Annotated in this window: 23 protein-coding genes; 13 read left to right on the top strand and 10 right to left on the bottom strand. The window is 30.2% G+C overall.

What is annotated here, in order from left to right; all coding sequences use genetic code 11:
• The first annotated feature begins 131 nt into the window (after positions 1-131).
• From X924_RS09475 to X924_RS09515, 9 genes are all read left to right on the top strand, one after another.
• Complete coding sequence (locus X924_RS09475; protein WP_121958668.1) at positions 132-449, top strand: hypothetical protein; 318 nt, start codon at positions 132-134, stop codon at positions 447-449.
• A 15-nt stretch (positions 450-464) separates the two neighbouring features.
• Positions 465-1505, top strand: coding sequence for a V-type ATPase subunit (locus tag X924_RS09480; RefSeq protein ID WP_121958669.1), 1041 nt, complete (start codon positions 465-467; stop codon positions 1503-1505).
• A gap of 4 nt (positions 1506-1509) precedes the next feature.
• Positions 1510-3366, top strand: a complete 1857-nt coding sequence (locus X924_RS09485; protein WP_121958670.1) for a V-type ATP synthase subunit I — start codon at positions 1510-1512, stop codon at positions 3364-3366.
• Between the two features lie 61 nt (positions 3367-3427).
• Positions 3428-3886, top strand: coding sequence for an ATP synthase subunit C (locus tag X924_RS09490; protein WP_233186635.1), 459 nt, complete (start codon positions 3428-3430; stop codon positions 3884-3886).
• A 3-nt stretch (positions 3887-3889) separates the two neighbouring features.
• On the top strand, positions 3890-4204 hold the full coding sequence (locus tag X924_RS09495) for a V-type ATP synthase subunit F (protein ID WP_121958672.1): 315 nt from the start codon (positions 3890-3892) through the stop codon (positions 4202-4204).
• Positions 4197-4772: a V-type ATP synthase subunit E family protein gene (locus X924_RS09500; protein ID WP_121958673.1), complete on the top strand. Its 576-nt coding sequence runs from the start codon at positions 4197-4199 to the stop codon at positions 4770-4772. The genes X924_RS09495 and X924_RS09500 overlap by 8 nt, the downstream gene beginning before the upstream one ends.
• Positions 4772-6526: a V-type ATP synthase subunit A gene (locus tag X924_RS09505; protein ID WP_121958674.1), complete on the top strand. Its 1755-nt coding sequence runs from the start codon at positions 4772-4774 to the stop codon at positions 6524-6526. The genes X924_RS09500 and X924_RS09505 overlap by 1 nt, the downstream gene beginning before the upstream one ends.
• A 10-nt stretch (positions 6527-6536) precedes the next feature.
• On the top strand, positions 6537-7907 hold the full coding sequence (locus X924_RS09510; protein WP_121958675.1) for a V-type ATP synthase subunit B: 1371 nt from the start codon (positions 6537-6539) through the stop codon (positions 7905-7907).
• A 17-nt stretch (positions 7908-7924) separates the two neighbouring features.
• Positions 7925-8536: a V-type ATP synthase subunit D gene (locus tag X924_RS09515; protein WP_121958676.1), complete on the top strand. Its 612-nt coding sequence runs from the start codon at positions 7925-7927 to the stop codon at positions 8534-8536.
• A 104-nt stretch (positions 8537-8640) separates the two neighbouring features.
• Here X924_RS09515 and X924_RS09520 read toward each other — a convergent pair whose 3' ends face one another.
• The 6 genes from X924_RS09520 to X924_RS09545 all read right to left on the bottom strand — a co-directional run bounded on the left by X924_RS09520 (position 8641) and on the right by X924_RS09545 (position 14887).
• On the bottom strand, positions 8641-9621 hold the full coding sequence (locus X924_RS09520; protein ID WP_121958677.1) for a hypothetical protein: 981 nt from the start codon (positions 9619-9621) through the stop codon (positions 8641-8643).
• Between the two features lie 298 nt (positions 9622-9919).
• Positions 9920-10750 carry a carbohydrate ABC transporter permease gene (locus tag X924_RS09525; RefSeq protein ID WP_158245370.1) on the bottom strand — a complete coding sequence of 277 codons (831 nt, stop codon included), beginning with the start codon at positions 10748-10750 and terminating at the stop codon, positions 9920-9922.
• Complete coding sequence (locus tag X924_RS09530) at positions 10743-11603, bottom strand: carbohydrate ABC transporter permease (RefSeq protein ID WP_121958679.1); 861 nt, start codon at positions 11601-11603, stop codon at positions 10743-10745. Before X924_RS09530 ends, X924_RS09525 begins: the two co-directional genes overlap by 8 nt.
• A 55-nt stretch (positions 11604-11658) precedes the next feature.
• Positions 11659-12918, bottom strand: coding sequence for an ABC transporter substrate-binding protein (locus X924_RS09535; RefSeq protein WP_121958680.1), 1260 nt, complete (start codon positions 12916-12918; stop codon positions 11659-11661).
• 243 nt (positions 12919-13161) lie between these two features.
• Positions 13162-14352, bottom strand: a complete 1191-nt coding sequence (locus X924_RS09540; RefSeq protein ID WP_121958681.1) for an ROK family transcriptional regulator — start codon at positions 14350-14352, stop codon at positions 13162-13164.
• 256 nt (positions 14353-14608) lie between these two features.
• Positions 14609-14887, bottom strand: coding sequence for an SPASM domain-containing protein (locus X924_RS09545; RefSeq protein ID WP_121958682.1), 279 nt, complete (start codon positions 14885-14887; stop codon positions 14609-14611).
• 317 nt (positions 14888-15204) lie between these two features.
• On the opposite strand from X924_RS09545, the gene X924_RS09550 reads away from it, so the two are divergent.
• The 4 genes from X924_RS09550 to X924_RS09565 all read left to right on the top strand — a co-directional run bounded on the left by X924_RS09550 (position 15205) and on the right by X924_RS09565 (position 19189).
• Positions 15205-15909 (top strand): GntR family transcriptional regulator, encoded by a 705-nt coding sequence (locus X924_RS09550; protein WP_121958683.1) that lies wholly within the window; start codon positions 15205-15207, stop codon positions 15907-15909.
• Positions 15910-15924: 15 nt separating this feature from the next.
• Positions 15925-16485 (top strand): chromate transporter, encoded by a 561-nt coding sequence (locus X924_RS09555; RefSeq protein WP_121958684.1) that lies wholly within the window; start codon positions 15925-15927, stop codon positions 16483-16485.
• Between the two features lie 12 nt (positions 16486-16497).
• Positions 16498-17013, top strand: coding sequence for a chromate transporter (locus X924_RS09560; protein ID WP_121958685.1), 516 nt, complete (start codon positions 16498-16500; stop codon positions 17011-17013).
• Positions 17014-17266: 253 nt separating this feature from the next.
• Positions 17267-19189 (top strand): 5'-nucleotidase C-terminal domain-containing protein, encoded by a 1923-nt coding sequence (locus tag X924_RS09565; protein ID WP_121958686.1) that lies wholly within the window; start codon positions 17267-17269, stop codon positions 19187-19189.
• Positions 19190-19303: 114 nt separating this feature from the next.
• Here X924_RS09565 and X924_RS09570 read toward each other — a convergent pair whose 3' ends face one another.
• The 4 genes from X924_RS09570 to X924_RS09585 all read right to left on the bottom strand — a co-directional run bounded on the left by X924_RS09570 (position 19304) and on the right by X924_RS09585 (position 23319).
• Positions 19304-20233 (bottom strand): diacylglycerol kinase family protein, encoded by a 930-nt coding sequence (locus X924_RS09570; RefSeq protein ID WP_121958687.1) that lies wholly within the window; start codon positions 20231-20233, stop codon positions 19304-19306.
• A gap of 107 nt (positions 20234-20340) precedes the next feature.
• Complete coding sequence (locus X924_RS09575) at positions 20341-21171, bottom strand: carbohydrate ABC transporter permease (protein WP_121958688.1); 831 nt, start codon at positions 21169-21171, stop codon at positions 20341-20343.
• The gene (locus tag X924_RS09580; protein ID WP_121958689.1) at positions 21168-22043 is read right to left on the bottom strand and encodes a carbohydrate ABC transporter permease; all 876 of its coding nucleotides are present in this window, start codon (positions 22041-22043) and stop codon (positions 21168-21170) included. Before X924_RS09580 ends, X924_RS09575 begins: the two co-directional genes overlap by 4 nt.
• Positions 22044-22056: 13 nt before the next feature.
• Entirely contained in the window at positions 22057-23319 is a 1263-nt protein-coding gene (locus X924_RS09585) for a sugar ABC transporter substrate-binding protein (protein ID WP_121958690.1), read from the bottom strand.
• Positions 23320-23444: the final 125 nt, after the last annotated feature.

The raw sequence follows: 23444 nt of genomic DNA on the forward strand, positions 1-23444 counted from the left end.
TTTAAATAATTTTCCAAAATTATAAATAAAAATATACAGATATTTTACTTCTTTCAAATTAAAAGTAGTATAATAGTATTTTGTATATTTTCAAAAATCGATAAAGACCTTGGTTTACAAGGAGTGATAAAATGGAATTGTCTGGTGAGGAGATAATTAAAAAAATTGTTGATGCTGAAATGCAAGCTAATAAAAAATTAAAAGATGCTCAAGAAAGCTTTGAGAAAGAGTTTAAAAGTAAAATTTCTGTATTAGAAAAAGAAAAAGAAGAAAAGATTAAAGAGATAGATAATACATGCAAAGAGATCATAGAAAAAGCACAAAATGAAGCTCAAAAGATTTTAGAAGAAACTCAAAAAGATATACTAAATATAAATAAAAAATTTGAAATAATAGAGAAAAACAAAAAAGATATCGCAAAAAAGATCGTTGAGAAATTGATTTCGTAATCGAGGCTGGTGTGAATGAAACTCCCTGGTTTAATGACAAAAGTGAAAGCTTTAGACTCGAAAATTCTTAATGAAATAGACTATCAAAATTTAATAAACACAACATCAGTTACAGAAATAGTGGAGTATTTAAAAAACAATACCCATTATAGTAAATCCTTTGAAAATGTGGAAGTTTCTCTATTGCATAGAAGAGATGTTGAAGTATTACTAAGAAAATCTATCCTTCAGGATTTTTACCACATTCATTTTTATCTTCCTATAAAAGAGCAAAAGCTTTTTAAATTAATAGTTAGAAGATTTGAAGTCGAAAATATAAAATTTATACTAAGATCTCTTCACGCCGAACATCCCGAATATGTAAAAAAAGAAAAGCTTTTTCCAGTTCCTTATAAAACAATAGATTTAGATTCTTTAATTTCTGTGAAAACTTTTGACGATGTATTGAATGTTTTAAGAAATAGCGCTTACAAATCTGTGATAGACTCTGCATACTCCAATTACCAAAAGACAAAAAAGTTACAATATCTACTAAACACTTTTGACTTTTGGTACTTTTCGCTACTAAAAGCAGAGTTTGAAAAAAGTAAAGAATTCAAAAAAAATTTAAGTTTTTTGTTTTTCGAACAAATGGACTTAATAAATGTACAATGGATATATAGAGCTAAAGTTCTGTTTAAACTATCAAGAGAAGAAGTTTTAAACCTTTTACTTCCATTTTCATTCAAATTAACTAGAAATGATATTGAAAATCTTGTTAATACAGAAAGCGTAGAAGATTTTATCAATGTTATTTCGACTTCTTTTTATGGAAAATATTTTAAAAACAAGGATAAAAATATCTTTTCTTACATAATAGAAAGAATATGCGATAAAATATTATTAGAAGATTCAAAAAAATTAATGGCGAATACTATGAACGGTCTTTTTGCCATGAGTGGATATTTATACCTTCGAGAATATGAATACAAAGATTTAGTAACACTCATAGAAGGGAAAAGATATCAGATTCCTAACGAAAAGATTCGAAATTTCTTACTTTTGGCAGGGGAGTGATTCAATGCAAGAAAAATTAAAGCCATTTACTCTTATTTCACCTACGAATGATCTCGAAATAATTTCAAAAAAAATACTTGATTCTAAAAGTGTTGAAATTATTCCTTTGGAAAAGATAGTTGACTCTCAAATCCTTCAGAACCTAAAAAGCGAAAGTTATAATCCATATAATGAAATTTATGAAAATTTTGTAGCTATTTTTAGTGCAGTTGATAAAAAGCCAGAACCTAAAAAAGAAGAAGTGACTTTTCCATATAAAATAAATTCAAAAGATATAGAAGAATTCTCAAAAAATTTAAAGAACGAAATGCAAAAGATAAATGAAAAAATGTATGAATTAAAAGAAAAAAATGAACTTTTAGAAAAACATTTGGATTTTTTCGAAAAACTAAAAGGTTTGAATTTCAATTTGGAGAATCTTCATCAAATGAATATTTTAAAATATAAAATCGGTAAAATTAGCAGTGCGTATTATGAAAGGTTACTTGAAAGTATTAAAGATATGGATATTTTGATTGTAGAAATCACAAAAGAGGAAAATTTCGTCTGGATTTTTATTGTTTATGAATCGAATGTTCAAGTTGAAAAAGTGCTTTCTCTTGCAAATTTTGTCGAATATAGTATTCCTGAAGGCTATCAAGGTACAGCTGAAGAAATATTGTTTCAACTTCAAGATAAAAGAAAATCTTTAGAATATGAAATCAATATTTTGAATATGTCGCTTAGGAAATTATTTTATGAGAATCGTAGAAGTATTTATCAATACTCTGATTATGTTTTTGTTATGAAAAATATATATGATTTAGTACAAAATTTTAAATTTACTGAGAATTTTTTCATAATTTCGGGTTGGACAACAAAAGAATTTTTTTCTGAGTTATACGATTATTCAAATTCAAACAGTTATTCTTTGTTGCTTGACTATTCTTTTAAAGAAAAAGCTCCTACTCTTTTAAAAAACAAGGGGATTTTTAAGCGCTTTGAGTTTATAGTTAAAATGTTCAGTGTTCCTTCCAGTGATGAAATAGATCCTACACCTATTGTTACTGTTTTGTTTTTATTGTTTTTTGGAATGATGTTTGGAGATGTAGGGCATGGCTTGGTACTGTCACTGTTCGGATTTATTATAAACAAAATAAGAAAAAGCGATTTTTTTTTCATTTTAGGAAGTGCAGGAATTTCATCTATGATTTTCGGTGTTTTGTATGGAAGTATATTTGGATATGAAAATATTATTAACTCATTATGGAAACGTCCTATGGACAATATTGATTATTTTTTATTAACCTCCATATATTTTGGAATATCAGTAGTTACATTGGCTATGATCTTGAACGTTATAAATAAGCTTAAAAATAAACAAAAGATCGAGGTTTTATTCGATCCTAACGGATTTTCAGGACTTGCTTTATATTGGATTGCAATAGGTACTATATTCTATTATTTAAAAAACGGTATACTCTCAAAAGTTAGTTTGGGATTCATTGTTTCTTTAATTTTTGCTATATATATAAGAGGAGTTGTTTTTGAAAAAGGAAAGCTTGGAGAAAGAATGGTTCGTAGTTTTTTTGAACTTTTTGAATCACTTTTAGGATATTTAAGTAATACCTTATCGTTTATTAGGTTGGGAGCTTTTGCTCTAAACCACGCAGGTTTGTTTTTAGCTTTTTATATGATGTCTCAAATGGCAAAAAATCCTGCGGCTTCTTTTATTGTTTTACTCATAGGGAATATTTTAATAATAGCTTTAGAAGGTCTTATAGTATTCATCCAAACATTAAGGCTAAATTATTATGAATTCTTTATGAAATTCTTTAAAGGCAATGGAAAGGAATTTAAACCCATTACATATAAGTTTTAAAATATTAAAACTTTAGAAACTATGATTTTTATAAAATAAATATCTAAAAAATTTTGTGGAGGTGTTGACTTTGGGATATATTATTTCTTTATCAAGCCTGGCAATAATAACAATTATTTTGGGCTTTTACTTTACTAAAAATACAACAAAGGCAAAAAGGTTTGCAAAAAGTATCTTTGGAGGAAATATAGCGATTTTCGCAGTTATCATTATTTTTGCTTTAATCAGCTTTTTTCCAACAAGTGCATATGCCCAAACAATTGGGACTACTAATGATAGTGCAAATGTCACAAATGATAGTACAAATGATATTGGTTTAGGTTTAATGGCTGCGGCTCTATCTACTGGTTTAGCTGCAATAGGTGCGGGTATTGGAGTCGCTGTAGTTGGATCTGCCTCTGTTGGAGCAATAAGCGAAAAACCAGAACTACTTGGGAGCACTTTAATCTATGTTGGACTAGCCGAAGGAATTGTTATTTATGGTTTGATTATTTCTATTATGATCTTAGGGAGGATATAATGAATGAAATTCTTTCTAATTAGTGACAACATAGATACCGCAATCGGCTTAAGACTGAGCGGGGTTGTAGGAACGGTTGTTCATGAAAGAGAAGAAATATTAGAAGCTTTTAATAACGCTTTAAAAGAAGAAGAAATAGGTGTTTTGCTAATTACCGAATTGGCGGCCCAAAAAATACCTCAAGAAATACGAAATCACAAACTGTCAGGAAAATTACCTTTAATTTTCCTTATACCCGATAGACACGGATGGCGCGGTGAAAAAGATTTTATAACAAATTATGTAGAAGAAGCAATTGGAGTGAGAATAAATGAATGAAATAAACGACAAATTAGAAAATATGCTTAAATTATTGGATAATAAATTTAAAGAAGAATATCAGAAATTAGAAAGTTATTATCAGCAAAAATTAGAAGAAGCACAAAAAAATATTGAAGAAGAAATAAAAAATTATGAAAAGCAAAAGATTGAAGAAGCACGACAAAAAGCTGAAAATATAATAAAAACAGCACAGGCAAAATATGACTTAAGAATAAGACAAGAAAGATCAAAAAGGAAAAACGATTTAATAGAAGATATATTAGAGTTAATAAAAAATGAACTGCTAAATTTAGAGCCATCAAAGAAAAAACTTTTTTATCAAAAATTATATTTAAGCGCTGAAAATTTAGTAGAAGAGAATTTTACAGTTCTATGCAATAAAAACGACTATGAGATTGTAAAATCTATAGTTTTGGATCATAACGTTCAAGTAGAAGAAAATATTGAAGGTGGAATTATTTTACAAAGTAGACATTTTAGCATTAATAATACAATATCTTCTTATTTTGAAGAAAATAAAAATGAAATTGTTAGGCTTGTTTTGGAGGAAGTAGGTGATATTTAGTGTACATTCAACAAATTAACGGACCTGTAGTTAAAGTTAAAGTCGAAGATACTGAAAAGTTGTTTATAAATGAGATGGTTAAGGTAGGAAAATTACACTTAACAGGAGAAGTTATATCGATTGATGAGAACATTGCTACTATACAAGTCTATGAAGAGACTTCGATGTTAAAACCTTCTGAGCCCATTGAAGGAACAGGGAAGATGTTGTCTGTAGCTTTAGGGCCCGGGCTTCTTGGAAACATTTATGATGGTATTCAAAGACCTTTGTTCAGATTAGAAGAAAGAACAGGATCTTTTATTGGAAGGGGAATTGAAGAATTTGGCTTAGATATCTCAAAAAGATGGGAAGTGACGTTTCTAAAAAAAGCTGGGGAAACTGTAAAGGGTGGAGATATAATTGCAAAAGTTCAAGAAACACAGAATATAGTTCATAAAATTATGATTCCTCCCAATTTGAGTGGAAGAATAGTAGAGATAAAACAAAACGACACCTATAGAATCTTAGATACTTTAGCAAAAATAAGGACGAAAGATGGAGTTGAAGAAATAAAGATGTTTCACGAATGGCCTGTGAGAATTCCTAGACCTATAAAAAGCAAACTTGAACCAAATATACCTTTAATTACTGGGCAAAGAGTTATAGATGTTTTCTTTCCAATAAGTAAAGGAGGTACAGCTGCTATACCGGGCGGATTTGGTACAGGAAAGACTATAACACAGCATCAATTAGCAAAATGGTCAGATGCAGACATTATTGTATATATTGGTTGTGGAGAACGTGGAAATGAAATGACAGAGGTATTAGAAGAATTTCCAAATTTGAAAGATCCTAAAAGTGATTCGCCGCTGATGGATAGGACAGTATTAATAGCTAACACATCTAATATGCCTGTTTCTGCGAGAGAGGCTTCTATATACACAGGAGTAACAATAGCTGAATATTATAGAGATATGGGATATAACGTTGCAATAATGGCTGATTCAACATCACGTTGGGCAGAAGCGTTAAGAGAATTATCTGCACGTCTAGAAGAAATGCCTGCTGAAGAAGGGTTCCCTTCTTATCTTCCTTCTAGAATTGGTCAATTTTATGAGAGGGCAGGCTTAACAGAAAATTTAAACGGTACAAGTGGTTCTTTAACGATAATAGGTGCTGTATCACCTCCAGGTGGAGATTTTTCGGATCCTGTAACTCAAAATACTACCCGATTTGTTAAGTGCTTCTGGGGGCTGGATAGGAACTTAGCTTATGCTCGACATTACCCTTCAATAAATTGGATTACCAGTTATAGTGGATACGCTGAAGATTTAAAAGAATGGTTTACAAAAAATATATCAGATAATTGGGATCACTATAGAAGAAAAGCCATGGAACTTTTGAGTCAAGACGATGCTTTACAACAAACTATAAAAATCCTTGGAGAAGATGTTTTACCAGATAACCAAAAACTTATAGTATCTATTGCAAGGATAATAAAAATTGGGATTTTACAGCAAAGTGCTTTTAGTGACGTTGACTCATACTGTCCTTTAGAAAAACAATTTCGGCTTCTTAAAATTGTTATTGATGTTTACAATAAAGCAACCGATTTTATCAAAAAATCGGTAGCTTTCACAAAGGTTTTACCTGCGGAAATAGTGTCCAAATTGTTAACTATGAAAGAGGAAATAAAAAATACCGAAGAATTTTATAACTTTGAAAATTTAATAAACAAACATTTTGAAGATCTTGAAAGGGAATATAGTAATTAAGAGGTGAAAAATGCCAATAAAAGAATACCAAGAGATTTCTGAGATTAGAGGATCTCTTATTATAATTGAAAACACAAAAAATATCGGATACAACGAAGTTGTGGAAATAGAACAAGGCAATGAAAAAAGAATGGGAACGGTTATAATGGTTGATGAGAATATGGCTGTAGTCCAAGTTTTTGAAGGGACACAAGGTCTTTCTTTAAAAAATGCGAAAATTAAATTTTTAGGGAAACCTCAACAGATTAATCTGTCTCCTGACATTTTAGGAAGAACTTTTAATGGTTTAGGAAAACCAATAGATAATTTAGGAGAAATACTTCCTTTAAAAACAGCAGATATTAACGGTTCAGCTATAAATCCTGTTTCTCGAACGTATCCAAGAAACTTTATTCAAACAGGAATTTCCGTAATTGATATAATGTTGACTTTAATCATTGGACAGAAGCTACCCATATTTTCAGGAAATGGATTATCACACAACAGATTGGCAGTACAAATTGCCAAGCAAGCTAAATTAACGATTCAAGAAGACTTCGTAGTTGTGTTTGCTGCTATAGGATTGAAGAAAGACGATGCAAATTTTATAATTAAAAGTTTCGAAGAAAGCGGAGCAATTAAAAATATGGTTGTATTTCTCAATTTAGCAAGTGATCCGGTAGTTGAAAGAATCGCAACTCCGAGAATAGCTTTAACAGCAGCTGAATATCTCGCTTTTGAACTTGGTAATCAGGTGCTGGTTATTTTAAATGATATGACTAATTATTGTGAAGCTTTGAGGGAACTATCAAATTATAAAGGTGAATTACCTGGAAGAAAAGGATTTCCCGGCTATCTTTATTCAGATTTGGCTTCTCTTTACGAACGAGCCGGAATAATAAAAGATAAGATTGGATCGATAACTCAATTGCCTATTTTAACGATGCCAAATGATGATATAACTCACCCTATTCCAGATTTGACAGGGTACATTACCGAAGGCCAAATAGTTTTATCGCGTGAGCTTTTTAGAAAAGGCATATATCCTCCTATAAACAGTTTAACTTCTTTATCAAGATTAATGAAAGATGGAATTGGTAAAGGATATACAAGAGAAGATCATCCTTCTGTAGCTTCACAACTATTTGCTTGTTATTCAAGAGTTTTTGAGATAAGATCGCTTGCTTCTATAATAGGTGAAGATGACCTTTCAGAGATTGACAAACTTTATTTGAAATTTGGAGAAGAGTTTGAAAATACATTTTTAAACCAAGGCTTTGAAGAAGAAAGGTCTTTAGAAGAATCGCTTAATATAGCATGGCAAGTACTTTCTATTTTTCCTGATTCAGAATTAACAAGGATTGAAAAAGAATATATTGAAAAATATTATGTTAAAAAGTAATTTTTGGAGATGAGAAAATGATTTTTGATCAGACAGTTCCTACAAAAGGCAATTTAATAAATTTAAAACAACAATATCAATTTTCTCAACAAGGCCATGACTTGTTAGAAAGAAAAAGAAATATTATAATGAAAGAATTGGTTGATCTAATAGAACAAGCTAAAGAAATTCAAGAAAGAATATTGATTATATTTGCTAAAGCTTATGAAGCTCTACAATTAGCTAATTTAGATCTTGGCATTGAAAACGTGGAAGAATATGCTGATGGAATTCCCGAATACGAAGAGCTTAAAATAAGGTTTAGAAGTGTTATGGGAGTAGAAGTCCCTGAGATCTTTAGAGAAGAGAAACCAAAAATAGAAATACCTTATGAAATATACAGGACAGATGCCGCTCTTGATGAAGCATATATATCGTTTAAAACAGTTTTGTCATTAATTATTGAGGCTGCCATGATAGAAAATAAAGTTTACAAGCTTGCTTATGAAGCTCAAAAGACTAAAAAGAGAGTTTCGGCTCTCGAAAATATAGTAATACCCCAATTGAAACAATCTATCAAATTTATTCAAGATACATTGGAAGAACTTGACAGAGAAGAGTTTTTCAAACTAAAAATGATAAAAAGATAAAGATAAAAATAATTAAAGCCCATTTCTGGGCTTTTAGGTTTATTTAAATACTTGTTGATATTTTTCTTTCATCTTTATAGCTATAAAAAGTATTTTCATCTTTTCTATTTTTTTACTTTTGCTAACCTCAACTCATGCGCATCATCTTCTCTAACAAATTCATAATAATACCATATTTCATCGTCTTTCTCTAAGAAATCTACGTATCTTACAGAATGTGTGCTATATGGAGATTCTAAAATTGGCCCATTAGGAGTAATACTTTCAAATGATTTTAAATCAAAACTCATACATAGTCCGCATCTTTCTTCATAATTTTCTTTTTCTGATGCGCTTCCATCGTAAAAACCTATGAAAACAGGAGGAACATAAATTACTGAATTTATACGTGCTTGATACTTGTCCCAGCCATTTTCAGATACTTCTAATATCTTACCTTCCCATTTCCAATTTATGCCATCCAAACTCGTTGCAAGACCTGTAGGATGTTTTGTAAGTCCGGTTGTGTAAACGTCTCCATTTTGATGAAGCTTTTCTTGGATATCTGGAGAAGGATTTTTAAGAGCTTCGGCATAGCTTACTATCATATAATACTTTCTCCCTACAATAAAAACATAAGGATCTTTTATTCCCTCAATGCCTAAATCTTCCGCAGTGAATATTTTTCTTCTATTTTCTACCTTGAAATTTTTAGGATGGTTTGCTTCCATCATATCGATACGCCATTTTCTTGTTTGGGGGTCTACATAACTTATATACATTCTATAAACTCCATCTAAACATCTTAAAAAAGAAGATCTTTCGATGGACTCGCTATCTAACTGTTCCTTTTTTATTGTCAAAATATCATCAAATTTTACTCCATCATCACTTTGAGCAATTCTAACTTCGCCACCTCTGATAGGTTTAGGTTTCCTTATTCTATAATACAAAAAGAATTTATTCAGTATATGATCATAAAAAACATACGGTGCTCCAACCCAATAACCATTTCCTTTGCCATAAGGTTCTTTTATCATTATTCCTTCTACAGGGTCAAACAAAGGTAAATTTGCAAAATATTTAGATGTAAAAGTGTTTTTCATAATATAACCTCCCTAATTTTTAAATTTTACTGTCTTTGTAAATTTTAAACTTCTTATTATTGTATGTATGTTTTAAATTTGAATTATTATATAATATTGATTCTCGTTACTTGTAGCTAAGGAAGGTGGAGAGGGCTCCGCCCCGGGCACATTTTAAATTCAAAAGCTTATTTTTCGAAAATTTTTATTTCTAAAGCGTTTAGTTTTTAATATACTGTCTTTATAAATTATAAAATTTATATTTTATCAAAATTTTAATGTTTAATTCTTCATGAAATGTCTCCTTATTTTTAGTATTTTAGTATTTCGTTGCTCCAGCAGTTAAACCGCTTATTATATATTTTTGAAATAGTAAAGTTAATAAGATTATGGGGATAATTGCCAAAATTATAGCACTACTAATTAGCTCCCAAGGGAATGAATATTCGCCAGGGTATAAAGAGATGCCTACAACAACGGTTCTCATTTCATTTTTTGATAATAGAACTAACGAAAGAAGAAATTCGTTCCAAGAAAATACGAAAGTAATCAAACCTGCTGCAACTAATCCCGGCAAAGACATAGGTAGCAAGATTCTAAAAATCATCTGTATCGGGGTACAACCATCAATTAATGCTGAATCTTCAATATTTCTTGGTAGAGTTCTAAAATAGTTTGTCAAGATCCATATTGCTAAAGGTAGATATAAAGCAGTATGTCCTAATATTAAACTTATATAAGTATTTATTAAACCAAGATTTCTAAAAATTAAGAACAATGGTGGAACAACGGCAACGGATGGAAATAGTAGTAGTGCCAAAATAATCATCATCAAAGTTCTTTTCCCCTTAAAATTAATCCTTGCAAATGAATAGGCAGCTAAAGTCCCCGTTATTAGTATAAGAATGGTGGCACTTCCAGAAACTATAACACTGTTTAAAAAGTATCTTCCAAAATCACCTCTCTGTAAAAGATTTATATAATTCTGAAAAGTAGGTTTTGATGGGAAATATTTAATTGGCCAACTATAAATTTCACTTGTAGGTTTTAATGAGGTTAAAAGTAACCACAGAATTGGAAATATAGAAAATAAAACCAGAACAATTGCAATAATATAGTCAAATATCCTAAAAATTTTTGATTTACTCATAGACATCCCACCTTAAAGTTCTTAAATAAAATACTGCCAAAACGAGTAATATTAAAAACTGAACAAGAGCAACAGTTGAAGAGTAGCTAAAATCAAGATATTGGAAAAAATTATTGTAAGCATAAACTGATAAAGTCATAGTAGAATTAACCGGGCCACCACCTGTTAAATTATAAGGTAATTCGAACGCTCTGAAAGCGTCACCAGTTCTAAAAAGTAAGGAAACCATTATTGAAGGCATAACTAAAGGAATTGTAATTTTCCTTAAAGACTGCCAACTTGAGGCTCCATCAATTTTAGCTGCTTCATATAATTCGGAAGGAATAGTTTGTAAACCTGTTAAAATAAGTAAAGCCATGAAGGAACTTGTTTTCCAAATCGATTCTATCATCATCGAAATCATAGCTAAAGGTATTTGTCCCAACCAATTAATTGGATTATCTATGATACTTAAATTGATCAATATAGAATTGAATAGACCATAATCTGTATTGTACATCCATCTCCACGCTAAAGCATCAAGCGCAGCTGGTAAAGCCCATGGAATAAGCAAGGCTACTCTTATTAAAGCTCTGCCTTTAATAGCTCTATTTGCAACTAAAGCTAAAACGAAACCTAAAACCAATTCTATAGGAACGGTTACTCCTACAAAGATTAACGTATTGAAAAAAGAGGTCCAAAAATTAGGGTCATTCACTAATCTAATAAAATTGTTCATCCCAACAAATTGAATTCCTGACATAGAATACGAAGAAAAACTTAATACAATAGTATAAATGGTTGGTCCAATAAAAATAGCTATTAAAATAATAAAAGCAGGTAATATCAATAGTAACCCTGTTCTTTTACTCACCCTCACATACCTCCCAAAGGTGGCCCTTAGAAAAAATCTAAGGGCCCAACATTAGTTATTTCAGTAAAGGAGCTATTTGTTTTGCGGCATCATTTAAAGCTTTCTCTGGAGTTTTCAAACGAAGTAAAGCGGCTTGAATCTCTTGCTGCATTATTTCAGAAACTCTTGTATAGGTTTCTCCTAACTGTGCTGATGGCCGAACGTTACCTACCATAAAATCTTCAAATTGTTTATTTGCAGTAGGGAACTGTTCAAGTAATTTTGGATCATCGTATACAGATTTTCTTGTAGGTAGGGAACCAGTTACAACTGCGGTCTTAAGCTGTGCTTCATGAGAGGTTAAATATTCTATAAATTTCCATGCTTCTTCTTTATATTTTGAATTTACATTAATACCTAATAACCAACCACCTAAACATACTGTATATGTATCAGGGTGACCTTCAAAGTATGGAACCCTTTTAAAATCAACTTTGTCACGTACTATAGAATCAGGAGCGGTTAACATTGGCCAAACAAAATCTTGAACAACCATAAAAACTGCTCTTCCCTGTTGAAATAAAATTCTTGCATCATCAGGAGTATATGTTACAATACTTTGAGGAGCTAATTTATATTTGTATATCATATCCACCATGAATTGTAAAGCTTCAATTGCTTCCCTACTTGTTATATTTAAATTACCGTTTTCATCGAAAAAGTCTCCGCCTTTGCCCCATAGGAACTGTAAATAGTTCATAAAAAGTCCTTCTATTTTCCCCCACATACTTATATATCCATACAAGTTAGGATCATTTTCATGTTCAACAATATAAGTAGCTTGCTTAACAACTTCTTCCCACGTATCCGGAGGGTTAAAACCGTATTTTTCTAATAAATCTGTCCTATAATAGAAATGAAGTCCATTAATATATAATGGCACCCCATAGACACTTCCATTGTATTTTGCCGCTTCTATCATATTTTCTATAAACTCTCCTTGCTCAGATGGTGGGAAAAATCTATCAAGAGGTTCCAACCATCCTCTTGAAGCAAATTCGCCTGGCCAAATAATATCCATTGCTATGATGTCAGGTTTATCGCTTTTCCCAAAAAACAAAGTTACATACTGGCTATGTTGCTGCCCAGGTACTCCTGGAACTTTTAACCATTTGATATTTATATTTGGATTTTGAGCTTCGAAATTTGCAATATGTTCATCCATTACAGCCCCTATTTCTCTTGTTGACAAACCAATTTCTATAGATACCTGAGCTGTTGCAAAAACCACAACTAACATCAATACCATCAAACTAAAAACTTTTCTCAATGCCATAATAAAACCTCCTTTTAAAGTAAAGTATACCCGCTTTAGAAATTCCAAAATCCTTATTTTATATATGTTTTAGATTTGAATTTTTATATAATACCTCTCTGTTTATAATCCCTATTAATTCCTATTTTTTTAACTTTTTGGTACTTGAACTGAAGGAAAAGGGAGAGAACTCCAACCTGGATCCATTTTAAATTCAAAATTCTATTTTTAGAAAATTATCATTTCTAAAATTCCTACTTATTCTCATCTAAATATATCTTCTAAAACAATAGAAGCTGCTCCTATAGCTGTTATTTCATCGCCAAGTTTAGATAGTTGTATAGTTATATTTTTTCTTACCAAATCTAATGCTGTTTCATTTAGTCCTCTATAAAAATCATTTTCAAGAATATCCCAATATTCAATGATTTCTCCACCAAATACTACAGTTTCGAGGTTTATAATATTTAGGGTATTACCTATAACTTTTCCAAGATAAAATCCCGAATCTCGTATTATTTTAATAGCTATTTCATCGCCTTTTCTTGCTTTTTTTACAATTGTATCGATGTTAAACTTTTTATCTAAATTTTTTCCAGACAATTCATAATATTTTTTTACTATGCTTCTTACAGAAGAAAAGGTTTCTAAGCAACCTCTCATACCACAACTGCAAACATCACCATCTTCTACCACTTTTACATGTCCTATTTCTCCCGTTAAATTATATTTTCCTCTAAATAATTGGCCATTTATTATCAAGCCAGCTCCAATTCCATAACTTACATTTACAAATAAAAAATTGTTAAATTCTTTGCCTATTCCATAAATGAGTTCTCCTAAAGCCTTCATATTTGCATTGTTATCTATTATTATAGGTATATCTAATTTTTCAGAAAATTTTTCTATAGATTGAAAATCAAAGTATTGCTCCAAATTTGGGGTAAAAGAAATAGATTTATTTTTATGACTAACTAAACCAGGTAAAGCAACACCTATGCCTCTTATTGCATCATTAGAAATGTTTAATTCTTTTTTTATACTTTCAATAGATTTATAAAACGATTTCACTATCAATTCAATATTTTGAATTGATATCAATTCTTTTAAAGGCAAAAAAGAACTTTTTTTCACTATATCTCCTTTTAAATTCATCACTATTAACTTAGAATTAGTGATTGTTAAATCGTAACCAATAACATAAAATTTTTCATTCTCTCCACTAAGCAAGATAGCTTTTTTACCAGGTCCTTCTTTTTTTTCTTCTTTATTCATTTCCTTAACAAGTCCTTCTTCAATTAGTTTTTCAACTAATTGTGAAACAGTGGATCTAGTAAGATGAGTTCTTTTTGAAATATCAGCACGTGAAATAGGTCCATTTTGAAGGATTTCCATAAGAACTAATTTTAGATTATTGTTTTTTATTTTTTTATTAGAATATTTTTGTGAAGGCATTTAAGAATCACCTCAGATATTAGTTTGTTTTCTATACAAACAATTATAATCCAAAAATTTAAAAAATAAAAATGTGATTATCAACGATTACAGATGATTAAAAATAATTACGAGTGATTAAATATAATTAAATATTTTTTTCTTAATTTTTCATAAATTTTATAAAAAAGACACACAATTATTTTGAGTATTGTAATTATGAATGAGCATGTAATTCTTTTAAAACTTAAAATACCGACTTCAATATTTCTAATAATTAACTATATGAATAATTAAAAAACTCTTTATAAGATTCACAATAGTAATACTTCCCATTTTCGTACCTATATCTTTTACATCCATTTCTGCATAGAGAATACCATTCACAATTCTTACATTCATTTGGTATATTCATTGAAGATAAAACAAAGCTTTGACCTTTTTGATTTTTTAATATTTCATTGAAATTTTCTATCCTGAAATGCAAAAGTACAAGCATAATCAAAATAATCAATAATCTTTTTAACAACATTTTCAAGTGTTCTATATAATTCATCTTTCCATAAGACTGTTTTTCCCTTTTAATTGATATATCGTTGTAAAAGCAATACTTACAGTTGAGATTACAGTTACCGGGAACCGGCTTGATCAGTAAACTAATGTTTTGTATAAAATTTCTCCATAAGAAAACAAAGATAATATAATTATTTAAATTTCTAATTTTAGTTAATAAAAATAAAGATTCGATGATAATTATAACGTCTTTTCATTTTGTATTCGAAATACTTGACTTACTTTTATTTTTTTGATATACTTTGTGTATACAAACTTGTATACACAAACTTGTGTACTTAATAGGAGGGGTGTAACCAGATGTCAGACGATAAATTACCCATATATAAAACAATAGCAGACGAAATAACTTCTCGCATATATGATGGTGAATATCCTTTAAATTCCTTTCTTCCATCGGAAAATGAGTTAGCACAAGAGTTTCATGTAACACGAACAACTATTAGAAAAGTTTTAAGCTTGTTAAAGCAACAAGGTACCATAAAAAGTTATCAAGGAAAAGGTTATAAAGTGCAAAGTTTGTTTTGGGAACAAAGCTTGCTAAAATTTTACAGCTTTGGAAAAAGCATAGCAACTCAGCTTGAAAATTCAAAAACAAAACTTATTTCTATTAGAAAGGAAGAAGGGTTAGAAGACTTAGGAGAATATAAAAAAATAGAGTTATGGGAAATAACTAGATTAAGATTAGTTGGTGAAATTCCCCTTATTTTAGAAACTTCCTATATTCCATGTGAATATTTTAAAAAAATTGATAAGAAAAAGCTCGAATCTAAATCACTATACGACTTACTTGAAAGAGAAGGAATTAGATGCGTAAAAGCAAGAGAATATCTTGAGCCTACTTTACCTTCTATTGAAGCACAGGAACTTTTAGAAATCGAAGAAAATATACCTCTTTTTCAGACTACGAGGTACACTTATGATCCTGACGATCGATTAGTTGAATTCAGAGAAAGTTTAATAAGAGCAGATCATTTTAGGTTTTTTACAGAATTAAATCTTTGAGAAGGTTGCATAATAATGAGAAAACAAAAAGACTTTATAAAAACTATAGAGATATTTGTCACCTTTTTGAAAATTGGACTTTTCACTTTTGGGGGAGGATATGCCATGATTCCCCTAATGGAAAAAGAAGTTGTTGAAAATAAAAAATGGCTTTCTAAAGACAAGTTCTCTGATACTGTATCTTTGACACAAACTATTCCTGGAGCGGTAGCTATTAATATGTCTATCTTGGTTGGATATAATATAAAAGGCATTTTAGGGGCAATAATATCCATGATTGGTGTTTCTGTTCCGTCTTTTATTATTATATTATTAATAGCTATTCTTCTCACGAAAAGTGGGGGCCTTTCTATTTTAGAAAGTGCTTTTGAAGGTATCAGACCGGCAATAGCTGCCTTAATTGTGTATGCTGCAATTAGTTTATCGAAATCGATAAAATGGTCATATATAGTTTTATTGTTTTTTTTAGGATCATTTTTACTAACTGGAATCCTCAAAATAAATCCTATTTATATAATAGTAATAACTTTTATCATAGGTACTCTTGCGGGAATGAACAAGAAAAATAAAGATTAGGAGATTAAAGTTATGAGAACTTTGTTAAGTTTGTTCTTTTCTTTTTTTGAAATTGGTCTATTTGGATTTGGTGGAGGATATGCAATGATTCCACTTATACAAACTCATTTAGAACGTAAAAATTGGATGAGTATAGAAGAATTTCTTGACTTAATAGCTATAGCGGAAGTTACTCCCGGACCAATAGCTATAAACAGCGCTACTTTTGTTGGATACAAAGTGGCTGGTTTTTTAGGAGCGTTGGTTGCAACTTTGGCAGTAGTCACTCCCTCCTTGATAATCGGTCTATTCATTGCTCAGTATTTTAAAAACGGTAATGGCATAATTCAACAAAATATCCTTAAATTTTTGAAACCTGTTGTTATAGGATTAATTTTAGGTTCAGCCTTTACAATTGGTATGACTAATATTTCCAATTTAACAAACTTTCTCATTTTTTTAATAGTGTTGTTAGCCTTGCTATTTACCAAAATAAGCCCAATAATTATTATCTTAGCAACAGGAATTTTTGGTATTATTTTTTATTAAATTATTACTTTAAAAAACTAAGCTTTCTTATTCTAATTGCTTCAAAATGAAATTACTCCTTTCTATCTTTCTACTACTTTTAAATTTCACATTTGACTTTCTTTGAAATATTCTTTATAATATACTTCTTAATAAAACTTTTATATTTTTTATTAAATTAAAAAAAAGTATTTATAATTTTATTTTATACTTTAAAAATGAAGCGGACAAGTACCGAATTCGAAAAAATTATTCTTAGGAAGGGGTGATTTTTGTGAAGAGTAAGGTCAAAAAAAGTATTTTATTTTTAATTGTTTTTTGTCTAAGTATTTTTTCTATTGCTTTTGCAGTTGATGATTACATAGAATTACAAATTTTAGCCACTTCTGATTTGCATGGGCGCTTTCTGCCTTATGATTATGCTTTAAATCAGGTTAACGACAGTGGGAGTTTAGCTCAAGTGGCAACGATCGTTAAAGAGCTAAGGAGCAAATATCCTAACAATACTATCTTAATCGACAATGGTGATACGATTCAAGAAAATTTATCAAACATCTTTATTGAAGACGCCCTTCATCCCATGGTTTTTGCTATGAATGAAATGGAATATGATGTATGGGTTCTTGGGAATCATGAATTTAATTATGGAGTGCCTACTCTTAAAAAGATTATGAGACAGTTTATTCCAGGAGATTGGAGCTATGATGCTGTTTTGAGTGGGAATGTATATAATCCTGATGGAACAAGATTAGCTGCCCCTTATAAAATAGTTACAACTAATGATGGAATAAAAGTTGGGATAATAGGAATGGTTACACCAAACATTACAAGATGGGATGCAGCTAATTTAAAAGATTATATTGTTGTAGATCCTGTTGATGAAGTTAGAGTTGCTGTTGCCCAATTAAAGGGTAAGGTGGATGTTATTGTAGGTGCGTTCCATTTGGGATACGATCAGGAATATGGGACCTACGGTTCTGGAGCAATAGATATTTTAAAAGCTTCTCCAGATTTAGATGTTGTGATATTAGGGCATGCTCACCAAAAAATTTCTGAAACTTATTACTATAATGGTAAATTGTATCAATCAATTAATGGGAAAATCTTTGATGAAGAAGAAAACGATATTACTCAAGAAGTTAAATTAAACGGTACTTTGATAGTGGAACCTGGGAACTGGGGAAGGACTTTATCTCAAGTTGTTTTAACCCTTAAAAAAGAAGGAGATAAATATACTATAATAGACAAAAGTTCAAACAATTTTGACGTAAAAACTTCAAGTGGAACTGTTTTGTCTGACAAAGAATTAGAAAGAAAATTGCAGCCATTTCATTATAAAGCTCTTGATTATGCTAATGAAGTTATTGGTGAGTTAAAAGGCGGAGATTTGGTACCTAAGGACGAAATTAAAGGAATTCCTCAGGTTTGGATTCAACCAACTGCTATGATAGATTTGATAAATTCTGTTCAAATGTATTATGGTGAACAGGTTATAGGCAAAAAAATTGACGTATCAGGTGCAGCACCATTCAGAGAAGATGCCAACATAAAGGAAGGTCCAATAAAAAGATCTGATATATCCTTAATTTACAGATACGATAACACTTTGTATGTTCTTGAAGTAACTGGAGCTCAGCTCAAAAGATATATGGAATGGTCTGTAGCTTTTTACAATCAATTTAGCTCTGGAGATTTAACTATATCTTTTAATCAAAAAATCCCTGGCTACAACTATGATATATTCAAGGGTGTTTCTTATGAAATTGATATATCTAAGCCTGCTGGAGAAAGAATCGTTAATCTAAGGAAAAATGACGGTACACCTATCAAAGACGATGATGTATTGACTTTAGCGGTAAACAATTACAGAGCAAATACGCAATTACTGAATTACGGACCAATTTTTAAAGAAGGAGAAAAACTTCCAAAATTATTAGGAAGAACGGAGGATATGCCAGAATTTTCAGCGATAAGTGGAGGAGATATGAGAAAATTAATCGAAAAATATATTATTGAAGTTAAAAAAGGCGTTCTCACTCCTGATTTTGAAAATAATTGGAAGATAATAGGAAATGAATGGGATGAAGATCTTCACGAATTGGTTAAAAATCTGGCAAATGAAGGAAAGATAAATATAAACAAATATAAACCAGTAAGAGTAGAAGATATTCAGTCTTTTGTAGAAATTAGTATGTAAAAACGAAAGTTTGTAGCTAAAGTTCCTGTTTAAAGTTTCGAACAAATAAATTAGGGTAATGCCACAGTAATTTTTGTAGCATTACCCTAATTCTTATAAAAAACCTACTTATTATTAACTCACTATCACCTTAAGTCTTTTTGGATATATTTTAAAATAAAATGGACAATGGCCTAAGGATTCTCCATCTACTTCTAAGTATAGTTTTTCTTTGGATGTTATTTCTACATTTTTAGCTTTGAAATTTTTTACAGCATCATTGTTTATAAAAGAACCATCGTATATTTTTCTTAAATTAATTAAAATCTTAAAAATCGAAATTTTATCAATAACGGTTATATCAAATAATCCATCGTCATATATTGCATTTGGAGTAAACATCATTCCACCACCACTGTATTTACAGATGCCGACATTTAAAGTCAAGCTTTTATCTTCATAAACCTTTTTGCCATCGATTTTAATTTCAATATACGGATCATTAAATGAGAATAACGTACTAAATAAATTAATGAAATAAACAAATTTTTTGAAATAATGCTTTTTTCTTGAATTAGCTTTATAAGTAACAACTGCGTCAAAACCCATTCCTGCAACATTTATAAAAAATCGTGATTTTTCTTGGCCATTTTGAAAATAATTAACTTTTCCTACATCCTGTAAGATATACTTCCCTTCCTTGATAACCTTTATTGCTTGTTCGTAATCCTTTGGAATCCCTACCGTTTTTCTCCAATCATTTCCGGTACCTGTTCCGATAGAGCCTAAGGTTATTTCGACCGAATCTATTACGCTTTGGGTCAGAATTGCATTAGCTATTTCATTAACTGTTCCATCGCCACCAACTGAAATCAGCTTTCTATAGCCTTTTTTAATACCATCAAGAGCAAGTTCAAAAGCATCGAAAGGTTTTGTTGTGAATTCGTAATCAAAAGAAAAATTTTCCTTTTTTAAAAGAGGATAAATTTTTTTATTCCAATCTTTTAATGTTTTTCCACCTGAAGCCGCAGGATTAATTATGAATAGGATTTCATGGTTCTTCATCTAAAATTGGGCAAATATAACTGGTTGGAAAGAGTTGCCCTTACCTCCTTTTCAAGAAATATGTGCTTTTTAGTTAAAAATCTAAAATGTTATCATCAAAAATAATATCAATCTTTCAAACTTCCTTGAGTAAGTCCGGATATAATATACTTTTGTGCGAAAGCAAATACTATAATGGTTGGTAAAAGAGCTATTACAATACCTGCAGCTAAAACATTCCACTGAACCCCTGCTTTTGATACAATAGAGTATAATCCTACAGGTACGGTGTATTTATCCGAAGTGTTTAAAAACATTACAGCGGTGAACAGCTCATTCCAATTATTTACAAAAGAAAAACTAAGTATGGCGGATAATCCAGGAACCATTAGAGGTAAGGTAATTTTGAATAGAGATTGGACTTCATTACAACCGTCGATTAAGGCTGCCTCTTCTATGCTTCTTGGAATTCTATCAAAAAAACCCTTTGCCATAATTGTACTAAAAGCAGCTCCAAATCCACTATATATGATAATTAGACTTGCAAGTTTATTGATTAAATTTAGTTTTAGAAACATAGTATATTGAGGAACCATGATCAAATAAGTTGGAATCATTTGAGAAAAAAACAAAAACAAAATAATAGGGTACTTCCATTTGAATTCACCCCTTGATAAGATATAACCACTCAACATAGCAAATATTGTTGAAACAAATGAAGCACTTAAAGATACTATTATACTATTTAAAAAATAGCGTTGAAAATTAACAAATTCAAATAATTTCTTATAACCATATAAGCTAGGATTATTTGTCCAATACCTAATCGGAAAAGAATATAATTCATGTGTGGGTTTTAATGAAGTTAATATAATCCAATATAACGGAAAAATCGCAAAAACAAAAAAGATAATTAATAAAATTATGCGTATAATACTTTTGAAAGTTTTCTTTTTCATAAACTGAACTCCTGTTTTGAAGTTAATCTTAAGTACATGATTGTATAAATGAAAAGAATTGAAACGATAACAACTCCATGGGCAGCTGCTTTACTATAGTCTGATTCATAAAAAACAGTATTTATCATTTTAACGGATAAAATTTCTGTACTTCCTGCTGGCCCACCACGCGTCATGCCATAAATTATATCCGGAAAATTCATAATCCATATCGTTCTCAACAAAATGGTATTTATCAAAGTAGGTTTTATATATGGAATAGTAATGTGAAAAAGTTTAGTAAAATAACCCGCTCCATCAATTTCTGCGGCATCATAAAGTGAATCGGGTACAGTTTGTAATGAAGCTAAAATCATAATAGCAAAAAAAGGTATTCCATACCATACATTAACTAAAATAACTGAAAACATAGCTAAAGAAGGATCTGAAAGAAAATTGATGCCTTCATTTATAAATCCGATTTTCATCAGTATATCATTAATAACTCCAAATTGTCCGTTTAAAAGCCAAGACCAACTTAAGCCTATAGCAAAACCTGAAATAGCCCAAGGATAAAACACGAAACCAGCATATATTCCTCTTCCTTTAAAAGGTTCTTTCATTAAAAGAGCTAATATAAAACCCAATATCAATTGAAAAAATACAGAAAAAACAACCCATTTCACAGTATTCCAAATAATATTACCATAAAAAGGATCGGAAAAGATTTCCTTGAAATTGTCAAAACCTATCCATTCAATATTTTTAAAATTAAAAAGAGAGTAATTTTTAAAAGATAACAAAACCCCACTTATAGTGGGGTAAAAAATAATAAATAAAATTAAAAGAAAAGTAGGTAATAACATAAAAAAGATAAATTTTCTTTTCTTCATTAAACCACCTTTTTTATTTAATTCCGGCCTTTTTCCAAAAGTCAGCCCATTCTTTCAAGCAACTTTCTACAGAAAGTTTTCCAAGCAATACTTGCTGCATGGTCTTTTCTTGGAATTCATTCCACTTTCCCCAATTTTCATTATCTAACGGATATTGTGTAAATTGGTAATGTTCACTATCTTCAAACATCTTTGTCCACCCTTCAAAAATATCTGAACTAAAATATGAATCGTATGTATAAACTGATTTTAGTATTGGTAAAGCACCATAACTTTTACTCCAATAACCATTAATTTCGGCTGAGCTAACAAATTTAATGAATTTCCAAGCCAAATCTTTATGTTCAGAATAGGTAGGGATTCCCCACCCAACAAATCCAAATGTTGGGTATATCTTTTCACTTACCCCCAATGGAATGGGAGCAGTTTTATATTGACCAGGTTCAAGCATTTCGTTCAACATGCCTGTAGTATCAGGATCTTGAAATAATAAAGGCGTAATGCCAGAAACAAAGGCGTTAATTTGTTCATCCCAACCCCAATTAATAGAATCTTTTGGAGCTGTATCTTTATATAAACTAACGTAGAAATTTAATCCTTCAATGGCTCTTGGATCTTCAAAAATAATTTCTCCAGATGTAGTTAGGTACATATTATTTGGATCGATATCATCAAAGAATGAAGTGAGAACAATATCAATGAATGCTGTCGGATATCCTTTACCTCTAAAATCAAAACCATATTGATTTTTACCAGATTCTGTTAATTTTTTTGCCGTATCATACATTTCTGGCATAGTTTTTGGATAACTCTTAAAACCATATTTCTCTAAAATATCTGGTCTATAAAAAAGTGCTTTTACAAAAACACCATGTGGTAATAAATAAGGAATATCTTGATAAGTTTTTGCTGCTTCTAAAACTCCTTCGATCATATCGTCCTTTTCATGCCAAGAATCGATATAACTCGATAAATCTTCTAATTTTCCCATTGCAGCTAAAGCACTTAAATTCCAATCTCCAATTTCCACAATATCAAGTGGTTGTTCTGTACTTATCATCAAATTAATTTTTTGATAAGCCGTTTCATATGGTGGTGAGATAACATTAATTTTTACTCCAGGATTTAAAGTTTCAAAAATTTGTATAATATTTTTTAAAGTAGGTGTTCTGTATGGACTTGAAAATGCTTCGATCAAATTTAAAGTTATAACGTCTTCAGAGAAAAGAAGTAAACTGAACAATAAAATACAAGTTATAATAGCAATCTTTTTCATAATAACAACCCCCTTACATAATTTTTTTTACTGTATTTAAAAATTTAAAATCCATTTTTATATGCGCTTTAGATTTAAATTTTTTCAAAAAACCTCTTCAATTGGAAACACACATATAGGTCATA

This window comes from Petrotoga sp. 9PWA.NaAc.5.4, assembly GCF_002895485.1.
In the GTDB taxonomy this organism is placed as follows: Bacteria; Thermotogota; Thermotogae; order Petrotogales; family Petrotogaceae; genus AZRK01.